This window comes from Pseudoalteromonas maricaloris, assembly GCF_024746855.1.
Classification (GTDB): Bacteria; Pseudomonadota; Gammaproteobacteria; order Enterobacterales; family Alteromonadaceae; genus Pseudoalteromonas; species Pseudoalteromonas maricaloris.
Genome location: NZ_CP024626.1, coordinates 551,540 through 573,301 on the forward strand (window position 1 = coordinate 551,540; position 21,762 = coordinate 573,301).

Sequence of the window (21,762 nt, forward strand, 5' to 3'; positions counted from 1 at the left end):
GTTATAGGTAATCTGGAGTTAAATCGATAACAAGGATAAAGATGATGTATTCAAGTTTTCTCACTCATGTGGCCACTTGCCTGACTTTTAGTAGTTTGTTTATCGCGCAGCCTGCAAAGGCTGAACCTATTCGGGCGCTGACATCAACGAGCGAACAAGCGCATGTTGCACAGCAACTAAATGTTAAATCCCCAGTGGATTACCTAAATACACGGATCAACGCACTAGCGTTAGTACGTAGCAAAAATTGGCAACAGGCGTTACTACAACTGCAAAAGCTTACTAAGTCGTATCAAGATGACGGAGACACTTGGTATCTATTGGGATTAACGCAAATACAATTAGCGCAGTATGAGCAAGCTATCATTTCACTAAAAAAGGCGTTGTCACTGGGCGTAAACCTAACCAATGTACCTACCGGTTCGCGCCCCTCAAATGACATTATGATAAAGATTGCAGGCGCGTATGCCGCGCTAGGTAAAGTGGATGAAGCTAATGAGTGGCTGAGTAAGTCTTTGTCTGCGCGGTACGACGAACGCAGTAGCTTAGCAACTAAAAGTGTTTTCGACTCCATCAAAGATAATCTGAAATTTCAGCGTCTTACAGGTAACTATAAAGACACTTCGCTCACCCGAGATCAACAGTGGAATGCGGATTTAGATTTCTTGCTCTCGGAAATTAAGCGGTTGCATGTTAACGAGCAGGCAAGTAACAACCCCGATTTAATTACGTTAGCAAATAATTTGCGCTCAGATATACCCAAGTTAACTGATCAGCAAATTGTCTTCGGTATGATGCGAATAATAGGCACGCTTGGTAACGGGCATAACTTTATCGTACCGACCTTCGGAGAAAAGGGGAATTTCACTCGTTTGCCCGTGCAGTTTTATGCCTTTACTGATGGCCTTTACATTGTTGATGCTGAAGCTGAGTTTAGTGATTTAATCGGCCATAAAGTCACAGCCTTTGGACAAACATCAACCGCAGATGCAATGGCGAAAGTTGCCGAGATTAATCCGCGAGATAATGAAATGCAGCAGCTTTGGCTTGCGCCTTATTATCTCGCCATGCCTGAAGTACTTGCTGGACTTGAGTTGAGCGATGCGTCAAATGAAGTGTCTATCACGGTAGAAAATGCACAGAGCATGCAAAAGACCATTCGTCTTAGTGGCCAATCATTTGAATTTCGCGGTTTTCCGACTTTGCCGGATAATCATCAAAAAAGCCCACAATATCTGCAAAACGTCACTAAACCTTATTGGTACGAAGTGGATAAAAGCAATAGGATTTTGTACGTACAATTTAATGCCGTTGCACAGATGAAAACGCAGTCGCTAGCGCAATTTAGTGCGGAGTTAATAGAGACAATAAAACATAGTGAAGTAAATCACTTGGTGCTGGATTTAAGACACAATAGTGGTGGCAACGGATCCATCTTACCACCATTACTAAAGGCACTTGTTTATTTTGAAGCGGCAAAGCCAGCAGGCAAGTTATTTGTAGTGATGGGACGTAATACCTTTTCAGCAGCGCAAAACCTCTTAACCAATATTGATAGCTTTACAAATGCCATATTGGTTGGAGAGCCAAGTGGTTCTCGGCCAAATCATATTGGTGAAGCTGGTAGGTTCCGTTTACCGTTCAGTGGGGTGTTTGGGCTCGTTTCGTCACAGTTTCATCAAACTTCTCGCGCAGAAGACCACCGTATTTGGATTGCACCACATATGCCGGTATTGCCAGAATCTACAAGCTACTTCAATGGTGTCGATCCCGCCATGAAAGCCATTTATAGTGTATTGGATAACAACGTCGATGGTTTAGTTAAGTAACCATCGCGTTAGTTGAGCGCATTTTTTAGGTAAAATCATAAAAAGGAAGTGGCATAAATGATAATTGCAGCAGCGTTATTGTTGTTTTTGATTGGGCTAGTTCATTCTGTACTGGGTGAAAAATACATATTGATCCGCCTTTTTAAAAGAGACAACCTGCCTCATCTGTTTGGTAGTGATTGGTTTACCAAGCGCACGTTGCGATTTGCATGGCATCTCACCACCATTGCGTGGTGGGGAATAGCTGCGATGTTAATAATGTTCTATCGGCAAATGGACGGAGAACAGGTGTTATATGTCATGTCTGGTACGTTTCTTATTAGCGGTTTGATTGCACTTATTGCTTCACGCGCTAAACACCTTTCTTGGGTGGTTTTCTTTGCGATTGCCGCTTTGCTGTATTTCTCTGTTTAAGAGTATGTGCTGACTATCTTAAAAGTAAGCTAGCAAAAAGAGGGACATGTGGTGCTATCAATTCCTGAACCATTATGCTAGCTTTGTTAGTGAAATCAACTAAATGGAATAATAATAATGAGAATTGGTAAGGCTGTTCAGTGCTTGTTCGCTGTGACGTTAGCGGCTTTCTTTTCGGGATCAGCAATGGCAGAGTCCGAAGAAAAGACAAAACAAGAATATGAACAACAAACAAAAACCTTGATGTCAAAAGTGCTTGATGAAAAGAGAACTTTTACCATTCAACTACCCAAAAGTTATCACACCAACCCCAATAAAAAATACCCTGTTATTTATCGCCTTGATGGTAAAGGCAACCTTCCGTTGATGACCGCTGTACTTGAGCGTTTGCAAGGAGCAAACGTTTCTGCGGCACCTGAAGTTATTATTGTTGCGATTGAAAATACAGACAGGTTAAGAGACCTTTATCCAACTAAGAATAAAGAGCCGGCAGGGCCTATGGATATTGGCGGAGGGGCTCCCAAGTTTTTAGAATTTATCGAGACTGAGCTTATTCCTTATGTGAACCAGACCTATCGCACTCATGATTTTAAAGTTATTGCAGGTGCTTCTGCAGCGGGGACTTTTGCTCTTTATGCTTTGCAGGCAAAGCCCGAGCTATTTCAAGCGCATATTGCTTATAGTCCAGCGGTATGGTGGAACTTTGGCGCGACAGCAAAGAGTACTAAAGCGTTTATTTCCAAAACGAAGCAGTTAGATAACTTTCTATATATCACAATTGGTGAGGAAGGCGGCGTGATGCGCGAAAGATACGACGATATGGCGAACTTTCTAGCAGCAAATCAACCACATGATTTGCGCTTTTTCAGTGAGGCCTACAACAATGTTCCTCATGGACTTGTGTCTGCTGCTGGTATTTTTAGCGCGTATCAAAAGCTGTTTTTGCCAACCCGAATGCCTGCGCGCGCTTATACTGGTGAATTGAGCTCTATTACTAAGTATTATCAACAACTGTCTGCTCAATATGGCGAGGCTTTTGAGCCACAGGAAGCCGTGATCAGAGAGCTTGGCTATTACCACGTAAGCATGGGTAACGTGAAAGAAGCAATTAAGTTGTTTAAGTTTGGCGTTTCACGCTATCCAAATAATGCAGATGCCTACAACGGCTTAGCATATGGCTATGAAACCGACAAACAATACCAAGCATCTTTAGAGCAAGTAAACAAAGCGCTGGCATTGTCATCAAAGGGTGATGGTGGCTACGATGTCTTTGTTGCTCGTAAAGAGCGGTTAACTAAATTACTTGGTGAGTGATAATCAAAATGCGTAAATAGGCCACTTAGGTAATCGATGTGGTCTATTTTTTGAGTATTTATTGCCACTTAAAAATAGTGGCGAATACGCTTTATTTTTTCGCCGCTAAACTCAAACAGTGTCATAAGCTTTTGCTTATTTTCTTTTTCATCCGTGTTACCTTGCTGATCAACGCAAGGATGTAGATACTCAACGGTCACCGCATTAAGTCCTTCAATGATGTTTGTGACTTCGATATCGCATTTTCCGTATTGGCCTAGATAGCTGAGTAAGCCTTTTTTGTATTCTTCTTTTGATAATACGGCATTAAAGCGAGGGTGCTCGAATGAGGCGTCTGGCGTCAAAAGCGTAAGTAGGTGGGTAACATCAGACTCTTTTGAATATTGGTGTTCAACGGCTTTTTGTGCCTCGAAGTAAGCGTTGACCTTGTCGCTCAGTGTATCTGCGGAGCAAAGACTTGAAACCAGCATGAGTGGCTGCAGTGCATATCGAACTTTCATTATGATTTTCCTTAATTTATTGTTTTTTGCTCTGCATTGAATGCAACGTTTCGACCAGGAAATGCAAGTTTAGAAAATGGCCATGCCGTTTTTAACCATTGAGTAATTGTTTGATAGAGTAGGTTATCCAATGTGATATCTTCTGCTCCTATCCAAAGATAGACATCACAATCAAAATCTGAAGATTGCGGCGGATCGATATAGACACAACCGATATACTTTTCACTGTGTCTGGTGTAAACCGCATAAGCAAATGCCGCTCGCGACATAAATTCTTCCTTGTGGATGGCTAAACTCGCAATGTTTTCCTCAAAAGTCATAGAAGCTTTCAGCCAGTCTGAATTCGGACCAAATATGCCTTGCAAACGTGCTTGATTATCCATCACCAGCGCATAATCTACTGTCGCAATTTGTCATTGAGTACGGTAAAAGAAAAATGCGCTGTGGTAACCCTTGTTGGTGGCATAAAAGAGTCAGGAATAAAGAGCTGAGCTTGTTTTTGTTGATTAGTCACTGTCACCAGTACTCTCTGACAAGGGAGACTTTTTTATCCGTGAATTCAAATAGAGCAAACTTTACATGGCCCTTAGTCCAGTTGCCGGCTTGATCTGTTTTACCGTATGAGTATTCTACGGCGGCATGGCGCTTGCCGTAGATGATGTTCAGGATTTTTGCCTGCGTATTAGGTGTATCGTCAAAAGAACCCAGCTCTAATTGTTTGATGAATGCTTTACGCCATTTAGTTTTATCGAAGTCTGCATCATATTCTTCATGTTCATATTTTACGTTGTCATGTAATTGAGACAGTAGCGCGTCGATATCTTTGACTGTTGAACCTTTAATAAAAACCGTAACAAGACTGTCGAGATAATTCTGTGTTTGAGTTTGCATGCACGTGTTGTTGCACAGTGCTTCTGTTGTTAGTGAAGGGAATGAGATAAAAAGAAAAAGAGCAATGATTGTGGCTTTTTTCATGAAAACATCCTTTTTTATTATTATTTGCAACAGGTTAGCACTCGGTTGTAATTTATACAATGACAAAAATTGTAAGCTCAGCAGGCGCTAAGAGACCAACTTTGCATTTCTGTCACTCGACTAATGCAGCGAGCGAATGCAAATGCCAGTTGCTCTCCTTGGTAAATTTGCTCAATCGGCGCATCTGCCAAAAAAACAACCAGTACTTTGGCTTCGTAACACTCATCGATAAGCGCAATCAGTCGTCTGGCCTCATCGTCGCCAATCCTAGGTTGCATTGAGTTATTTGGGCGGATATAGCCTTCCTCAGTTCCTTGTGCTACATCTTTATTCTCTGGAGTAACACCCAGTAGCGGTAACTCAGAGATAAAAATACAGCTAAATTGCTGTGCAAGCTCAATATAGTCATTGGTAGCGCGAGGGCTTGAGCAGATCTCCATAAAATCAAAACATACGACGCTTTCATTTGCGCCAAGCACGTTAATTAGACGATGATTAATCTTCAGGACGCCCGATTTGAATATGCCACCGGCATTAGTAAAGGCGTCCCAAAATGCTTGTTTATCGTTGACGAAGTAGTGGTTTGCCGTTGTGCCTTTGCTAAATCGATGATCAGTCTCACCACACACTGATATGACATCGCAGTGACTTATAAGCAGTGCTATCGTTGGCTCAAAGCGGTCTCTATGTAATCCATCTTTGTATAACTCGGTTGGGTGACAATTAGAGGTTGCAACTAAGGTCACGCCAGCTTCAAAAAGGGCTTCAAACAATCTCGCCATGATGATTGCATCACCGATATCAGTGACAAAAAATTCGTCAAAGCACAGCACAGAAGTGTGCTCTGCCCAATTTTGGGCGATCCGCTGTAAAGGATCTCTCACACCTTGTATTTGATTGAGTTCTTTATGCACCTGTTGCATAAAGTGATGAAAGTGTAGGCGAGTTTTGTCTGTGACGTCAGTGAATTCATAAAACCAATCCATCAGCATTGTCTTGCCACGCCCGACAGGGCCATAAAAATAGATGCCTTTATTCGAGTGACCACTAGCGAGTGAACGAGAAAGGGCATCTAAAGCTGAAATTGCAGCTTGCTGCGCTGCATCAGGAGTAAGATTTCCACATTCAATTTGTGCTTGGTAATGGCTAGAGATTGACATAGACACTGCAAATAGGAATAGTTAATCCGAATAATATCATAAAGCTATAAATCATGGATGCACTAACAAGATTAAAACAAGCGGTAGACGCCTATTATCCACTTTCTCAAGAAACCTGGTCCGCTATTGCTGCGATCACCAGCATCAAACTACTCGCGAAAGATGAGTGGCTTTACAAAGAAGGAGCGTATCTGACTACTTTTGCATTTTTACATCAAGGGTTAGTTAGATTAGTAAATACCAATGCTGCTGGACAGGAATACAATAAGCGTTTTTTTGTTGCGGGGGAATTTCCTGGTGTAATGCGTGCGCTACATCGCCAAGAGCCTGCCAATCAAGGGATCCAAGCCTTAGAACCGACTGAGGTTGTGCTAATTAATTTTAAGAAATTTAGAGCACTGCTGATGGATAATCCGGAATTAATGCGATTTCAAATACTGTATCTTGAGAAAAACTGGTTGTTAGAAAAGGATAAGCGAGAGCTTTATATGGTGCAGTTAGATGCCACGGAGCGCTATCTTGCATTTTTAAAAGAGCAGCCAGAACTTGCTGAGCGTGTACCGCAATACCATTTAGCGTCCCACCTTGGGATCACTCCTACACAGTTAAGCCGAATAAGAAAATCGTTAAAAAATTCTGGCTCGTTTACATAGGTAAATGAGCCGAACTCTTCACCTTGTTAAAGTTGCCTCAACACATAATGGAGAGCAACTTATGAATACATCACAACTAGAATCGTTATTGAATTGGCGTTACGCCGTCCGCAAATTTTCTGAGCAAACTATTGATCAGGACAAAGTCGATAAGTTAATCGAACTAACGGGGTTGAGCGCTTCAGCATTTGGCTTACAGCCGTATAAGATTATTCAAATATCCAAGCAATCGATAAAAAAAGCATTACTACCGCATTCGTATGGACAACAAAAAGTGCTTGATAATAGTCATCTACTAGTTTTTGCTGCGGATATGTCACCTATTGATAGCCAAGTAGAGCGCTACATTCAAGACTTTAAGGCGAATCGAAACCTTGATGAACTTATCTATGCGCAGATGGAATCGGGTATGAAAGACGCGCTACACACCATGGACTGTGCGTCTCAATATAGCTGGTGTTCTGAGCAGGCTCACTTGGCCCTCGGTACATTACTGCTGGTAGCCGCCAGTATGGAAATTGATGTTTGCCCAATGACCGGTATCGATAAGGTTGCCTACGATGACGTATTGGGTCTTTCATCCTTAAACTTACGCACGGTACTAATTGCGCCAATTGGCATTCGTGACAGTACGGATGTGAACGCGAATACAAGCAAAGTAAGGAAATCGAGAGACTTGCTGCATATTGAGGTGTGACGATGATTTTTGCCATATTAGCTGTTTTTGCAGGCGGTGCAATCGCGGTGCAAGCAAGCATGAATGCACAGCTTGGCGGTTTATTAAAAAGTCCGATATTGGCAGCTGGAGTGGCGTTTACTGTCAGCGCATTCTATGCCTTTATTGCCTTTCGGGTATCTGATAACGTGCTGCCAGCAACCTCAGAGCTAAAAGCCGTGCCTTGGTACTTGTGGTGTTTAGGTGGGGTGCTAAGTGCAACAGGGGTGGGACTCTGTTATTTTTTAATTCCTAAAATGGGTATAGGTAATTTAATGGCTTATTACTTGTGTGGTCAAATGGTGGTAGCTATGGTGATCGGTCAGCTTGGTCTCTTTGGCGTACCTTATACGCCTATTAACCTGCAAAAAGTCGTGGGCGTGATTGCTGTGCTGACCGGTATTGTACTTATTAACGTTAATCGTTCAGGCTAAAACTCAGCCATTTCTAAGGCTTTGCTAATAGCTGGTGTTGCCGCAATTTGGCGATAATAGCGGCGTAAATTCTTAAGCGAAGGCGTTTTTTCTAAAAATGTCTTCGCACGCTCACAAAGCATAAATAAATAGCTGTCGCACAGCGTAAATTGATTTGCAAACAGGTAATGATTGTCTGCAAGTAAGGTATCAATAATACCAAACCCTTCTTCTAGTCGACCTTGCTGCGAGCGAATAAGGTCGTCATACATCAAAGCACTTTGGGTGTGTCGTTCTGGGTAGGTATACATCAATAAGTCGCTGTGAATAGAAGCGCTCATAAAATGCATCCATTGCAGGCACTGTGATTTTTGTTTTAGCTCAGTTGGGATAAGCTGCTTGTCGATGTGCTTTTCAGCAAGGTACTGAGAAATTGCAGCGCTTTCAAATAAGGTAAAGTCGTCATCAACGAGGGCTGGTACTTGTCCGGCTGGGCTTAGTGTTAAGTATTGTGCACTACGGTTGGCGTTTTTTTTGATATCCACCAGTTCAAGTTGATAAGGCTCACCAATGAGTTCTAATAAAATATGAGGCGCAAGGCTCGCACTTTGTGGATAGTAAAAGAGTGTATACATAATTCACCTAATGTTAGGTCACGTGTATCACTCAGGAACAGGGCATAAAATAACAGTGATCACGTGAAGTTAGTTTAATACCAATGTAATAATTGCAATGTTATTGGTATCCAAAATCGGCTCCTTCTTCGCTGTCTCCTATTCAACCTTAGGTGAGGGTTGAGGTTTTCACAAATAAAAATGCCAGCAAATGCTGGCATTTAGATAATTTTAAAGTATTAGCTACGGATTGTAGTAGATAGGAGAGTTAGGTCCAACTGGTAGACCAAAGCCAAACACCCACACGTAGAATAGTGCTACCCAGCCGATAAAGAAGAACATACTGTACGGCAACATCGTTGCCACTAGTGTACCTATACCCATATCTTTTTTGTATTTCGTCGCAACCGCTAATATTAAACCAAAGTAACTCATCATCGGAGTGATAAGGTTAGTAACTGAATCTCCAATACGGTACGCTGCTTGAATGGTTTCTGGTGCATAGCCGATAAGCATTAGCATTGGAACAAATATCGGTGCAGTGACAGCCCATTGAGCTGATGATGAACCAAGGCTTAGGTTAACGAGTGCACACATGAATATAAACAGTACGAATACTTCAGGGCCAGTTAGGTTTAGCGCCTGTAACAGTGCTGCACCATTTATCGCAAGGATAGTACCTAGGTTTGTCCACTTAAAGAATGCAACAAACTGAGCGGCAAAGAATACCAACACGATATACATGCCCATCGAGCTCATGCTTTTACTCATTGCATCAATAATATCGCGATCATTTTTCATGGTACCAACCACACGGCCGTACACAAAACCCGGAATAGCAAAGGTTACAAAGATAAATACCACGATCCCTTTTAAAAATGGTGAGCCTGCCACTTCGCCTGTTACCGGATGACGTAAAATACCATCTTCAGGCACTATGGTTAAGGCAAGTAGAATACTTACTACGAGTAGTGATACGCCCGCCCATTTGAGGCCTGATTTTTCTGTTGCCGAAAGTTTCTCAATATTGTTTTCACTTAAATCAACGCTGGCTTCTTTAGGGTCGTATTTCCCTAAACGTGGCTCTACGATTTTCTCGGTGACTAAGGTTCCCACGATAGCAATTAGGAATACTGAAATCATCATGAAGTACCAGTTCGCTTCAGGGCCCACTTGATAATTTGGGTCAATCATTTGCGCAGCAGGCGTCGTAATACCAGCTAATAGCGGATCTATGGTGCCAAGCAATAAGTTTGCGCTGTAGCCACCAGATACGCCAGCAAATGCGGCGGCTAAGCCGGCAAGTGGGTGTCTACCAAGGCTATGGAAAATCATTGCGGCAAGCGGAATAAGTACAACGTAGCCAAGTTCTGATGCGGTATTAGACAAGATAGCTGCAAATACAATCATAAAGGTAACAAGGCGTTTTGAAGCCCCCATTACCATGCCGCGCATTGCAGCTGATAGCATGCCAGAGTGTTCTGCAACACTAACCCCTAGTAATGCAACAAGTACAGTGCCAAGTGGTGCAAAGCCAGTAAAGTTAGTCACAAGACCTGTCACAATGCGTTGCAAACCTTCAGCACTCATTAAGCTTACGACTTCAATGACACCGTCGGGGTCGCGACCTGCGGAGCCTTCTGGGCGAGGATCGATGGCAGATAGTCCCATCCAATCGGCAATACCACTAAATAACACGATGGCGATACAAAACATTGCAAACAAAGTAATAGGGTGGGGAAGCATATTCCCCAAGAACTCAACAGTTGCCAAGAAGCGATTAAATAATCCCCCTTTTTGCCCCTGTTGGTCCTGACTATCAGCTTGCGTCTCTACAGCATTTGACATAGCTAAATTCTCAGTTCCAAAAAATGGCGCAACCTTAGCATTTTTTTTACATGAGGTCATGCTTAAGCGGCTATTTGTCCTCTTTTTAGGGTGAAAGGCGGAACATTGTGCAAAAACGGATCAGTTAGAATAGCTTAAGCTGATTTTTATCAGAACTTGCTTGTTTTTTGCGCCCACGACTTGAGCGACGCCTTGAAGCGTGAGTGTGAAGCACTCTGCCTGTTTCATCTTTATCTAGATGTTGCTTATAAAATGCGGAGATTTTTTCACGGGCAATTTTTGCGGCGTGATCGGGTAATATGGCTGGGCGTTGATATTGGTCTTCTTTTAAGCCAGTATAAAGCCAAGGCGTATGTAAGTAATGCGTTGGAACGTGATTAAGCTCAGGAATGTAGCGGCGAATGAATTGACCTTCTGGATCATATTTTTGCCCCTGGGTTATGGGGTTATAGATGCGAAACGGATTTATCCCAGTAGTGCCTGACTGCATTTGTACCTGAGGATAGTGGATCCCAGGTTCATAATCTATAAATAGAGTGGCAAGTCTTGCTGCTGGTTGTTGCCAATCAAGCCACAGATGATAGCTTGAAAACGCCATCAACATGGCACGGATGCGAAAGTTTATCCAACCTGTGGTGATCAGCATTCGCATACAGGCATCAATAAAGGGGACGCCCGTGTTACCGTGAGCCCAAAGTTCAAAGCGTTGCGGATTAAATTCACTCGCACGCATATCAATTAAGGATGCATGCACAGCACGCTCTGCATAAAACGGCTCTGATTCGAGCTTTTGCACAAAATGGCTATGCCAGTAAAGCCGTGATAAAAAACCACTCTTATTGCGTTTTGAGTCGACATTTAATGCAAGAGTTTGTTGTAAAACATCCCTGAGGCTTAGCACGCCATAGGCCAAATACGGACTGAGTCTGGAGCTACTGTTTACAGCTTTTACTGGGCTTGAGATACCAAATAAATAGTTGTCTATCCTATGATTAAAAAAGCTATTCAAGGTTTGCTGCGCAGCTTTGAGTCCACCTAATTGGGGCTCTGGGGCTGAGTTGCTGTCATTTCCAGGGTAGTCATTTAAAAGTGCAATACCACTATGCTGTTGCAGCAGAGGATTAATTTTTGAAGGGGCTGGTAGACAGTCGCTTTGCAGCCAGTCTTCGGCTTGCTGTTGCCACTTATCACGATTCACTTTTCCCCTGAATACGGCTTGTTGGCGATATTCTTCATACGATACGTGTCTTTCTTTACACCAGGCAATAACACGCAAATCGCGCTCAAATGTCCATGTATTCCCCGTTTCTTGATGGCAATAAAGGGTTGCGATCGCGATGTTTTGATGGATCTTTTCAAGTATTTCAATGATATCGCCCTGGCGAATCGTCAGCGTGCCACCTAAAAGCTGCAGCTGATCAGCAAGGCTTAGAAGCGACTCTTTTACAAATTGAAATTGTCTTTCGCTGGTATCGGGGAGTTTCCAATATTCGGGCTCAACAACATACAAGATCAGGGTTGGTCTGCCATTATTACACGCTTCGTAAAGTGGTCTATGGTCGAACACTCTTAAGTCACGTTTGAGCCAAACGAGATTAATCATCTAACACCCCCTTAAACAATAAAGGGTAACGGCGTAGGCGTTTGCCTATGTAGTCGTCGGCGAGGATCTGCTGGCATATTCGCTCTACGTCATCGTCCACTGCAAACACCCAATCAAAGCGTTCGATGGCGAGCAAAAAGCCACGTTTTAAATAGCGTTGCTGGCGAAATTCATCGCAGTTCTGTTTGATTATCTTGAGTTTATTTGGATTTTCCCTGAGCGCTTCGACGACATTACTTACATATGCGCGGGTTTGTTTGCCTTCAGGGCGGGGACGTCTAACGCGACGTCCTCGGTTGGTATTTGGATATAAGCTACTCATTCGCCTCTTTAAAAATGTAATCTAGCTTCTTAATAAAATCGTCTTTGTGCTTATCTTGTTCATAATCCAAGTGATAAGTATTATGAAACCCAGAGCGCAGTAACACGCCACTGCCTTGCAGGTATATGGTGTAACCATCTGGATCTGAATAGGCCACTATGCCCTCATAGCGTTTACCTTCCTCGGTTACTTCACCGTGCTTTTGAATATGCTCGAACACCGTTAACAAGAACTTGCTATCTAATTCATTTTTCATTGTTCACCTCGATACTTGGAATACGCTTTCACTGTGATAGCCGATCACTTAACTAACGCTGAAATTGCCTTAAATTGCTCATTTTTGGCCGATTTTAGCCACTGAAATAAAATAGACTCTAAAGCCAAAAAGCGTGCGCCATCGGCTTGCATCTGCATTAGCGCCCAATCTGTGTGTTTTGGATTGCGTGAGCAAATACCATCGGCAACTATTACAACGTTGAAATTGTCCGCCAGCAGGTCATTAACGGTTTGTTGTACACAGATATGACTTTCGAGGCCAACCACGACGATGGTGTCGCGTTTATATTCTTGAATAGCTTGTTTGCATGATTCAACGTGGTAAGCACTAAACGCGGTTTTTTCGATAACCGGGAGATTAAATTCAAGTAAACTCGGTGCTGTATGGCCAAGCCCTTTGGGATATTGCTCAAAAATCAGTGCGGGAACAGTCAAATGTTCTGCAGCTTGTAGTAGGGTGGTTACTTGGCGCTCGATATCGCCAAACACCTCAATATGAGGACGAAATTTTTCTTGAATATCGATCACTAAGATCATGCTGTCCGAAGGTATCAAATTCATCATCTTCTCCTTAGAGATTACGTTGCAAGGCGAGCACGCGCGCTTCGCTAATACGTTATTTATTCGTTACAATGGTATACCCACTTAAAAAGTAAACGGTTTTGGCGTGAAAGTACATTTTCTTGGCACTTCTTCAGGTAGCCCATCTAAACAACGTAATATGTCGGCAGCGGCAGTAAGCTTTGAAAATACCAAAGCCTGGGTACTAATTGACTGCGCCGAAGCGACCCAGCATGCGCTGCTGCACAGTGAGTTAACCCTATATTATCTCGAAGCAATTTGTATTACCCATCTTCATGGGGATCATTGCTATGGATTACCCGGACTCATTTCATCCATGGCTTTAAACTCTCGCAAAGCGCCGCTAAAATTAATTGCGCCGAGGGCCGTTATTCAGTTTGTGCAAAGCTGTTTTACACTGACAGAGGTGAGGCTAAGTTTTGACTTAATCACCATCGCTCTTGAAGAAATAAACGATAAGCTACCGCTTGAATGTTGCGATATCGAAATCATAGCGCTACAACACAGAGTGCCCAGTGTTGGCTATAAACTCACGGAAAAGTGCATTCCTCGTAAGTTAAAAATAGACAAACTTCAGCAAGATGGCATTGCGTCTGGTGGCCACTACAACCTGTTGCAAAAGGGTCAAGACGTAGAATACCAAGGCCGACTTTTAACCTCAGATGACTACAGTTTTTATAGTTGGCAACCTCGAGTTGCAATAATTTGTGGTGATAACGAAAAGCCCGGCTTGCTATCGCAGATGATAAAAGGGGTCGATTTGCTTGTTCATGAAGCTACCTTTACCGCTGCTGATCTTCATAAAGTGGGATTTCATACAGGGCATAGCGATGCTAGGCGCATCGCTCAATTTGCACAATTACATCAAGTGCCCATGCTCGCGCTCACTCATTTTAGCGTGCGTTATCATGGTGAGGGCATGCTGCAGCCTCTTATTGAAGAGGCCAAGTTGCACTTTAGCAATGCACTCATCATCGCAGAGGATGGCCTGATTGTAGACATTCCAAAGCAAAAGCAAGTTGAGTGCGCAACTGCTTAGCTCTGGGATTGCTCGCAAAACCAACGCCAATCGGCTACGACTTGCTCGCTGTAATGACTGGCCGATTTGACCAATTCATCGATGAGACTAGGCAAAATGGCGACGGCATCTTCTTGAAATTGTAAGGATCGTCTATCTGCTCGCATATGTGAAAGGGCAAGGGCTTCACCGCACGCTTCTGCATATTGGCTAAAGCCCGACTTATTCGCTGCACGCTTACCAATAGTGATGTCTTCTGGGTCTATACCAACGCGAGCATGATGGCGCGAGCGTACCAGCCAATGGCTGCCTTGCCACAATGCATTATCTAAAATGAGATCGGTACGGCGCTGCATTTTTCTTTGACTGTTGACGGTTAAGTGTGCGGGATCTAAGCGATTCACTGGGCTTAAATTTGCAAAGTAAGCAAGAGGCGAAGCGAGTTGCTGTTGTTTTACCTCCACAATGTGGCATAGCGGCAAAATATCTTTAGTGGGCTTTTGTACGTTTGGGCCAACCAACAAATAATATCTGCTCAGATGCAATGAGCCTGTGCCTTGGTCGATACGCTCAACACAATCTAAAATTTCGTCATCAACATAGGGCGCAAAGTGATGAATAAGGTTTTCTTTTAAATCGGGGTCAAGTTGCTTAAACTTCAGTTTGTCTTCGCGAAAACTTAGCGGCTTAATGCTGAGGTCGATTTCCTTTGCGAGCGTGCTTTTTATCGTAAACGCGGCGCCCCCCGCCATTCTTTGTAACCCTTTTTGCCATCGTTTATGCAGTATATGATTATTATCAAATTCGGTTAAGCCTGTGTTGCTATCGACCTTATGTTCCAGCGACAACTGACAGGCTTTTAGGTAGCTGTGTAAAAAGTCCAATTGTGCTTGGGCAACCAGCTCTTTACTGACCAAAGGTTTACTTCGGTCTTTAATATCCTGAGCTTGCTCTTGAATACGCCCTCCTTCTAGTTGGGTAAGCGGTAAACTCACTAAAAAGCGAAACAGGTCCCACACAGCGTGTCCGACGCAGGCATCATCGAAGTCATTAGGTTCAAAAATTAGGGTATCGCCGTGGCTGCCTTCTTCACTATGAAAGCCAAAATTGCCCGTATGACAATCGCCCATTACGTAGGTGAGTGGCAGGCTGGTGGCCGCTTCAGGTAACTGCAGTTGTTGCTCCAGTAAGTCCTTATACATAAGCGCGGCACTACCACGGAAGAACCGAAATGGACTGAGTCTCATTTTGTCGAATTTACTGCACTCATTGCTTACGTGAATGCCTTCACGCTCATTAAAGTAAGATGCAAGATAGTCGTGACGATTCATGGATTAGTCCTCCCTTTGAACAATACCCAATTGAGATTTTGCCAGTTTTACAACGGCTTTATCGATAGGTGGGGGACTAATATCAACCCCCTTGCTTAACGCTTCGACAATGGTTTTCATCACTTGTACGCGGGCATACCATTTATGTTCCGCGAGGATCAAATGCCATCCCGCTAAATTCGTATCGGTTTTAGCAAACATATCATCAATTGCTTGCTCATAATCTTGTCGCTTTTGGCGGTTGCGAATATCTTCTTCCGTTAGTTTCCAGCGCTTATACGGATTATTTAAACGCTCTGTAAAGCGCTTGAGCTGTTCATCTTCGCTAATGTGTAAAAATAGCTTAACAATGCGGACGTTATCATCTGTTAGCAGACGCTCAAATTCGTTGATTTCTTGATAGGCACGACGCCACTCGTGCTCACTAGCAAACGCTTCAACCCGTTCTACCAACACTCGGCCGTAATATGAACGGTCAAAAATAGTCATAGTACCCCGAGGAGGTAACTTTGTTTGAAACCGATACAGGTAATGCCGGCCTTGTTCCTCGGGTGTTGGTTGTGCTATTGGGTAGACCTTAACGCCGCGCGGATCGAGTTTTTCTGTCATGCGGCGAATCGCGCCTCCTTTACCAGCCGCATCCCAGCCTTCAAACACTAAAATAGCGCGCTTTCCTTGATGAAAATAGGCTTGTTGCACATGTAATAGTTGGGTTTGCCAGTACTTTAACTCGCTTTTGTAGTGTTTTTTTGAATCAATAGCAGGATGTGTCATGGGTGGCTTAACACTTAGCCCGCGATTTAGCGCCTTTATTTCTGATACATAACTGGTCATGCTAACTCCTTTAATCGCCTTTGGTTAAGTTGGCCCTGTTGTTGTCAAAGCGCTGTTCAACGCGAAAATATTACCGCACCAACTAACTTTTGAGCGTGTTAGAGTAACCTAGATTAAACTCTACAGGGACTTTTTGACAATGATATGTCATGCCATTTTGTCTTACACTTCCTTAATTTGAGGGAGCTAATCAGGCGCTAACGGCGTTAAAAATTTCTCATCATTTAGAACAGGTAAATAGCAAAATTTTCCTTGATTGAATAACTGACTCCATCAGTATAAAATCTACCCCGAATACTATCTCGCGCTCATTGATGAGTAGCAAATTGCATTGATGAGGAACAACCGGAATAAACAAGGAAGGATTGGCATGAAGCCTTTTGACAAGTGGCCTGCGCTTGTGCAAGACGCACAGCAAGGTACATTCGATGATTCACTTTTTCAGTCAGATTCAGACGTAAAAAATTCGGCACAACCAACCAGATTGCCGATGGCTAAAGTGCCCACCATCATTCTTAAAGCACTTAACCCCCATCACACTGACTATATTCGTATTGACCCAAAAGAAGCTCGTTACTGGCATGGTGGACTTCATCACCATGACGATAGACAACTACTTGTTATTTCAAATAACCAAGCACAACGTCTCAAAACGGTTTCTCAAGGCAATATAAAGGAGATCTTTGCGTTTATTAAAAAGTCAGCGCTTGAGGCTAAAGTGGAAGGTCAGTTCGGTTCTGGTGGCAGTAAAGGCTTCTCGAGTGGGGCGGGAGAGTTAAGCCAAAACAGTGCACATTTAGGTGCTGCTACAAGCGATTACTCAAAAAATGATGGTGTGGGCTTCAATAGTAGCCAAGGAGCAGGTACAACGCGCCCGTCAATGGGTAAGAGTAACGCAGGCATTCAAAAAACACCCACTAAGCTAGAAAGTACAGCACAACCCATAGATACTATTGCGCCATCTGTCATTATTGGTCAACCTAATCTAAAGCAAATCGTAAAACTAGAGCAAAACCAAGCCACTAAAAGACGTTTTGCAAATCATGTATTAGGGCCGGGAGAAACTGCCGCGAGTGTTGTCGAGCAGTATACTGGCACACCAAATGAAAGCCGTATATATGGCTTCAACCATCCTCAGTTTACTATAAAAAATCCTCCCAAAGCGGGTGATAAAGTCAGGGTGAATACCGGCTTTGACGTACTAGTTAAAGGACAATTCTATAACAGCAACAGCGTTAACCTAATCTGGAAAGGGCCAACGTCGGGTTCAAAATCAGCCATATTGGAGCAAGTGAATGGCAACTACATACCAGACAGAGGTTATGATTGGGAGTTGGCGCTACCGCTTGTGGCGGGGGAATACACATTAACCGCTGAAGCCGGAGGTGCGACGCACTCCGTGAGTTTTTCAGTTGAAGAGTCCGAAGACCAACTGGAAATTATTGATTTTATATATATTCCAGAAGATAACAGCTTTATAGCGGTCACCCAGTCACTTGCCGATATTTTAGAGCAAGAAATGGAAGTACTTAACCCTCCCATGGAGCAGTTAAAGCAAGCGCTGGCTGGACAACAAGACCTCTCGAAACAAGATGATAAAGTAACTGACGCAAAAAAGGCGTTAAACGAGACCCTAAAACCACTTGTTTCAGGCCCTACCGCTAATAAAATTACCGAAGTCATTGGCTTTAAAGGCCGAAAATATACCTATGTGCGTAGTGATAATATGGCCAACCACTTTAGACGCTATAAAATTGATACGGACATTCGAAACGGTCGTCGTTTTAGCGATGCGAATGGCAACTTAGACCGTAACAAACTGAACAAAGCGCTTAAAAATGATTTGAGCAAGCTAAAGGTCAATTTTAAGTATGATAAGAAGCTCGTCGACACGTATACAACCATATGGGGCGAATGGGCTAGGGAGCTTAATAAAGATCTAAATATAAAAAGGTTTGAAAAAAGCGACTATTTTGATGCCAGTGCAGAGGCACGATTAATGCGCTACACCCATGGTGCGGGCATTGCGGCAACCTTTAGCCCAAAGGATGGTGTCTTTTCATTTCAAGCTGATGCCAAAGTCGATTTTGCAGTTGGTGAAGCAAAAGCTGCAATGAGTGGTTACTACCCTAATAAAAATGGGTATGAATTTAAGTTTATGATGCCACTTAAAAATACGACCAAAGAGCGTGAGATAAACTTAGGCGCGATCCGATTAAATGCGACCATTGCCCTTTTTGGCTATGCAGGAGCGAAATTACAAGCGGCGGCAAATGTAGGCTGTACAGTAAAGCAAGGTAAAATGATACTTGAGGGATTAACCCCTGAACAAGTAAAGGCACTTAGCCGCGCCGATCGCAAGTTTGAACCTGTAAAAGGCGAGCTCAGCGCATTCGCTGGGGTATCCGCAGGCTGTGAGTTAACTGGTGCTTTGCAGTGGGATAATCCAGAAAAATCTGGTAAATCTAGTTTTTGTGATTTAGCTAAACTAGGTGGAAAGGCAGAAGGCGCATTTGGCGCTGGTGCACATGCCGGATGTTATATTGGTTATGAAGACGGAAGGTTTATGCTTCGCGCGAAATTGGGACTTATCTGGGGCGTAGGTGCTGGCGGAGAGTTGGTCTGTGAGATAGGTGTCGATGAAATCGTCACGCTTGCCCAATTTGTTTATCACCAGCTTAAAAATAATGATTATGATTATCTCGAGTTTATACAGCCATTGGCATTTAACGTGCTTTATAAAGCAGTAGCCATGCATATAGCAACAGGTAAAGATATTACTGAGTTTGTTGGTGGAACTGCTAAAGACATAGATGAATGGTGGCGAACTAAAGTAATAATTCATGAACAAGCCAAGGCTATCATGCAAAGAGTTGAACAAACACCAGAAATGCTGAAGTTTACGGTACCTGAGTCCAAGGGGGCATTTCTAAACTTATTAGCGAACCCTAACCTCGCTAGCCTTATCGACTCAGATACCTACAGCTGGCAGGGCTTAAATGAGCAGCGCGAAAATACGATTATTATCATACTCAAGCATATACTTTGTACAGAGGAATTAGACGAGGTGTTGCAGCATATGGGTAAAGGAGGAACTAAGTGTAGCCAAGAAGAGGGCTTATCTCAGCTTAATAGTATTTTAGAAGGTGCTCAGCAGCGAGAGTTTGATGCATGGCGACGCAAACTACCAAGCCGAGCTCGCTCCGGTTCGGTTGCTGTCGCGATGCTTAATATCAGTCCATTTGTAGCACTGGCATAACAGCGTATTAGCAACCAAAGTTAGCTACTTTGGTTGCTCATTTAAAGGCATAGACTGATTGAGCACGCAGCGAAATCCAGTTGCCCTGTATGCCTTTTTTAGTTTCTCAGATTCTTGCCGTGTATATACATTACTGCCACGGGGAGACTCTAAAAACATCCCGCCACGCATGACCTTTTTTGTGCCTTCTTTTGGCCCTTTAGGATCCTGTTCTGGGGAGTGTTGATAGTAATCCTCAGCCCACCAGTCATTGACCCATTCAATCATATTGCCGCTTAAGTCATAAAACCCCAATGGGTTAGGTGGATAGGTGCCACTAATATGCGGTTCAGGCTCTTCGGCGAGAGAGTAATTTACACCGAGTTCAAGCATACCAGTATTGGTGGCAAACAAAATGTTTTCACCACGGTTTCGTGCTGCAAATTCCCACTGTGCTTCGGTTGGTAAATCAATTGGGAGTTGTGTGAGTTTTGCCAGCCATAAGCAATAGTTCTTGGCATCATACCAGTTCACCCCCGCAGAGAATTCAGGTGCACGCCAAATTTCATCTTTATCCCATTTTGTCCACATGGTTTTTGGCAGGTTGTTTACCGCGGTATATAAATCAAAATCGCCATAGCTTACCTCATAAGCGCCCATCGAATAGCTGGTAAGGGTCACCTTATGAGCGGGTTTATTATCGCGGGCTATGGTCCAAGGCAAGTTATTAGGACCACCACCATCGCCCATCATAAAGCTGCCGCCTTCAACAAACACCATTTGGGCTTTAGTGCGCTCAATCAGTGCTTGCACTTGTTTGTCTTGTTCGCCAGTAAGCGCGTCTATTTGTTGGCCAAGGTCGTCACACCCGGTCATTACCAAACACAGTACTGCGAGGCTGGGAACGGTTGTGTATTGATTGGCGAGAATATTGCGCCGGTTAATGTTGGCAAAGTGGGGGAGTGAATGTATCCGTTTATTTTCCATATGGTGACTTTCCGTATGTTACTTATTTATCCTTAGTGCAGCTCAAGCATACCAAGCGTACAGGCGAAATCAAAATTGCTACAGCATAAAGTTAGTAGTTTGAATAAACGCTGACTTTTACGGTGATAAATGCGATGGCAATGAGCTAGTTAATTGATTGAACAGGAATTGGCTTCGCTTGGTTTAGCGCACAGCGAAAACCTTTAGCACGATACGTTTCATCAAGCTCATCTGACTCTTGCCGTGTATATACATTACTACCGCGAGGAGACTCTAAAAATCTTCCTCCTCGCATGACCTTTTTTGTGCCTTCTTTTGGCCCTTTAGGATCCTGCTCAGGGGAGTGTTGATAGTAATCCTCAGCCCACCAGTCATTAACCCATTCAATCATATTGCCACTTAAATCATAAAATCCCAATGGGTTAGGGGGATAGGTGCCAGGAGGTTCCGCATAATCAGTATTTAGCTCATAATTACGACCTTCTTCTATCCACCCACTATCAGTGGCAAACAAAATATTTTCGCCACGGTTTCGTGCTGCAAATTCCCATTGTGCTTCTGTTGGTAAATCAAAGGGGAGTTGGGTAAGCTCAGCCAGCCATAAACAATAGTTTTTTGCGCCATACCAACTCACTCCAGCAGGGAATTCAGGTGCGCGCCAAATTTCGTCTTTATCCCATTTTGTCCACATGGTTCTTGGTAGGTCGTTTACCGCGGTATATAAATCAAAATCGCCATAGCTTACCTCATAAGCGCCCATCGAATAGCTTGTAAGGGTCACCTTATGAGCGGGTTTATTGTCGCGGGCTATGGTCCAAGGCAAGTTATTAGGACCTCCACCATCACCCATCATAAAGCTGCCGCCTTCAACAAACACCATTTGGGCTTTTGTGCGCTCAATAAGTGCTTGCACTTGTTTGTCTTGCTCGCCAGTAAGCGCGTCTATTTGTTGGCCTAGGTCGTCACACCCGCTTATGACCAAGCATAGTAATGTCGTTAAAGGGGGTAATATCTGGTGATCAATCTTGTCCATAAGTGTGCTATCCATAAGGTATTTGCATACACATTTATCATAACTTGTTTAGCTGTATTGAGACATAGCTAATGTGGCAGTAAGACCAATGTATAAATATTAA

22 protein-coding genes are annotated in these 21,762 nt (G+C 43.4%); 8 read left to right on the forward strand and 14 right to left on the reverse strand.

Going from position 1 to position 21,762, the window contains the following annotated elements:
* The first annotated feature begins 41 nt into the window (after positions 1–41).
* The 3 genes from CTT31_RS20205 to CTT31_RS20215 all read left to right on the forward strand — a co-directional run bounded on the left by CTT31_RS20205 (position 42) and on the right by CTT31_RS20215 (position 3,557).
* Positions 42–1,829, forward strand: a complete 1,788-nt coding sequence (locus tag CTT31_RS20205) for a TPR end-of-group domain-containing protein (RefSeq protein ID WP_260492894.1) — start codon at positions 42–44, stop codon at positions 1,827–1,829.
* A 57-nt stretch (positions 1,830–1,886) separates the two neighbouring features.
* Entirely contained in the window at positions 1,887–2,243 is a 357-nt protein-coding gene (locus CTT31_RS20210) for a hypothetical protein (protein WP_211857118.1), read from the forward strand.
* Between the two features lie 117 nt (positions 2,244–2,360).
* On the forward strand, positions 2,361–3,557 hold the full coding sequence (locus tag CTT31_RS20215) for an alpha/beta hydrolase-fold protein (RefSeq protein WP_260492895.1): 1,197 nt from the start codon (positions 2,361–2,363) through the stop codon (positions 3,555–3,557).
* 68 nt (positions 3,558–3,625) lie between these two features.
* On the opposite strand, the gene CTT31_RS20220 is transcribed toward CTT31_RS20215, so the two are convergent.
* From CTT31_RS20220 to zapE, 4 genes are all read right to left on the reverse strand, one after another.
* A complete protein-coding gene (locus CTT31_RS20220) occupies positions 3,626–4,057 on the reverse strand; it encodes a nuclear transport factor 2 family protein (RefSeq protein ID WP_222244963.1) in 432 nt (143 codons plus the stop codon).
* A gap of 11 nt (positions 4,058–4,068) precedes the next feature.
* On the reverse strand, positions 4,069–4,440 hold the full coding sequence (locus tag CTT31_RS20225) for a hypothetical protein (protein WP_260492896.1): 372 nt from the start codon (positions 4,438–4,440) through the stop codon (positions 4,069–4,071).
* Positions 4,441–4,573: 133 nt separating this feature from the next.
* The gene (locus CTT31_RS20230) at positions 4,574–5,032 is read right to left on the reverse strand and encodes a nuclear transport factor 2-like protein (protein ID WP_130165467.1); all 459 of its coding nucleotides are present in this window, start codon (positions 5,030–5,032) and stop codon (positions 4,574–4,576) included.
* 77 nt (positions 5,033–5,109) lie between these two features.
* Positions 5,110–6,192: a cell division protein ZapE gene (zapE, locus tag CTT31_RS20235; protein WP_260492897.1), complete on the reverse strand. Its 1,083-nt coding sequence runs from the start codon at positions 6,190–6,192 to the stop codon at positions 5,110–5,112.
* A gap of 53 nt (positions 6,193–6,245) precedes the next feature.
* Here zapE and CTT31_RS20240 point away from each other — a divergent pair, with 53 nt between their 5' ends.
* The 3 genes from CTT31_RS20240 to CTT31_RS20250 all read left to right on the forward strand — a co-directional run bounded on the left by CTT31_RS20240 (position 6,246) and on the right by CTT31_RS20250 (position 7,994).
* Complete coding sequence (locus CTT31_RS20240) at positions 6,246–6,845, forward strand: Crp/Fnr family transcriptional regulator (protein ID WP_222244960.1); 600 nt, start codon at positions 6,246–6,248, stop codon at positions 6,843–6,845.
* 61 nt (positions 6,846–6,906) lie between these two features.
* On the forward strand, positions 6,907–7,542 hold the full coding sequence (locus CTT31_RS20245; protein ID WP_260492898.1) for a nitroreductase family protein: 636 nt from the start codon (positions 6,907–6,909) through the stop codon (positions 7,540–7,542).
* Positions 7,543–7,544: 2 nt separating this feature from the next.
* On the forward strand, positions 7,545–7,994 hold the full coding sequence (locus CTT31_RS20250; RefSeq protein ID WP_017216748.1) for a DMT family transporter: 450 nt from the start codon (positions 7,545–7,547) through the stop codon (positions 7,992–7,994).
* Here the strand turns inward: CTT31_RS20250 and CTT31_RS20255 are convergent.
* The 6 genes from CTT31_RS20255 to CTT31_RS20280 form a co-directional block, all read right to left on the reverse strand.
* Positions 7,991–8,608 (reverse strand): glutathione S-transferase family protein, encoded by a 618-nt coding sequence (locus tag CTT31_RS20255; RefSeq protein ID WP_211857105.1) that lies wholly within the window; start codon positions 8,606–8,608, stop codon positions 7,991–7,993. The two genes, CTT31_RS20250 and CTT31_RS20255, sit on opposite strands and share 4 nt — an antisense overlap.
* Positions 8,609–8,830: 222 nt before the next feature.
* Complete coding sequence (locus tag CTT31_RS20260) at positions 8,831–10,435, reverse strand: AbgT family transporter (protein ID WP_260492899.1); 1,605 nt, start codon at positions 10,433–10,435, stop codon at positions 8,831–8,833.
* Between the two features lie 124 nt (positions 10,436–10,559).
* Positions 10,560–12,038 (reverse strand): FAD-binding domain-containing protein, encoded by a 1,479-nt coding sequence (locus CTT31_RS20265; protein ID WP_260492900.1) that lies wholly within the window; start codon positions 12,036–12,038, stop codon positions 10,560–10,562.
* Positions 12,031–12,360 (reverse strand): hypothetical protein, encoded by a 330-nt coding sequence (locus CTT31_RS20270; RefSeq protein WP_211857100.1) that lies wholly within the window; start codon positions 12,358–12,360, stop codon positions 12,031–12,033. The genes CTT31_RS20265 and CTT31_RS20270 overlap by 8 nt, the downstream gene beginning before the upstream one ends.
* Positions 12,353–12,616: a DUF3081 family protein gene (locus tag CTT31_RS20275; RefSeq protein WP_010373027.1), complete on the reverse strand. Its 264-nt coding sequence runs from the start codon at positions 12,614–12,616 to the stop codon at positions 12,353–12,355. Before CTT31_RS20275 ends, CTT31_RS20270 begins: the two co-directional genes overlap by 8 nt.
* 44 nt (positions 12,617–12,660) lie before the next feature.
* Positions 12,661–13,200, reverse strand: coding sequence for an isochorismatase family protein (locus CTT31_RS20280; protein WP_226899315.1), 540 nt, complete (start codon positions 13,198–13,200; stop codon positions 12,661–12,663).
* A gap of 103 nt (positions 13,201–13,303) precedes the next feature.
* Between CTT31_RS20280 and CTT31_RS20285 the strand changes: the two genes are divergently transcribed.
* The gene (locus CTT31_RS20285) at positions 13,304–14,257 is read left to right on the forward strand and encodes a ribonuclease Z (protein ID WP_211857098.1); all 954 of its coding nucleotides are present in this window, start codon (positions 13,304–13,306) and stop codon (positions 14,255–14,257) included.
* Here the strand turns inward: CTT31_RS20285 and CTT31_RS20290 are convergent.
* A complete protein-coding gene (locus CTT31_RS20290) occupies positions 14,254–15,567 on the reverse strand; it encodes a DUF2252 family protein (RefSeq protein WP_211857096.1) in 1,314 nt (437 codons plus the stop codon). The two genes, CTT31_RS20285 and CTT31_RS20290, sit on opposite strands and share 4 nt — an antisense overlap.
* 3 nt (positions 15,568–15,570) lie before the next feature.
* The gene (locus tag CTT31_RS20295; RefSeq protein ID WP_211857094.1) at positions 15,571–16,401 is read right to left on the reverse strand and encodes a polyphosphate kinase 2 family protein; all 831 of its coding nucleotides are present in this window, start codon (positions 16,399–16,401) and stop codon (positions 15,571–15,573) included.
* 370 nt (positions 16,402–16,771) lie between these two features.
* On the opposite strand from CTT31_RS20295, the gene CTT31_RS20300 reads away from it, so the two are divergent.
* Positions 16,772–19,660 (forward strand): hypothetical protein, encoded by a 2,889-nt coding sequence (locus tag CTT31_RS20300; RefSeq protein ID WP_260492901.1) that lies wholly within the window; start codon positions 16,772–16,774, stop codon positions 19,658–19,660.
* Positions 19,661–19,684: 24 nt separating this feature from the next.
* On the opposite strand, the gene CTT31_RS20305 is transcribed toward CTT31_RS20300, so the two are convergent.
* A complete protein-coding gene (locus tag CTT31_RS20305) occupies positions 19,685–20,626 on the reverse strand; it encodes a formylglycine-generating enzyme family protein (protein WP_211857090.1) in 942 nt (313 codons plus the stop codon).
* A gap of 145 nt (positions 20,627–20,771) precedes the next feature.
* Positions 20,772–21,659: a formylglycine-generating enzyme family protein gene (locus CTT31_RS20310; protein WP_260492902.1), complete on the reverse strand. Its 888-nt coding sequence runs from the start codon at positions 21,657–21,659 to the stop codon at positions 20,772–20,774.
* Positions 21,660–21,762 lie beyond the last annotated feature (103 nt).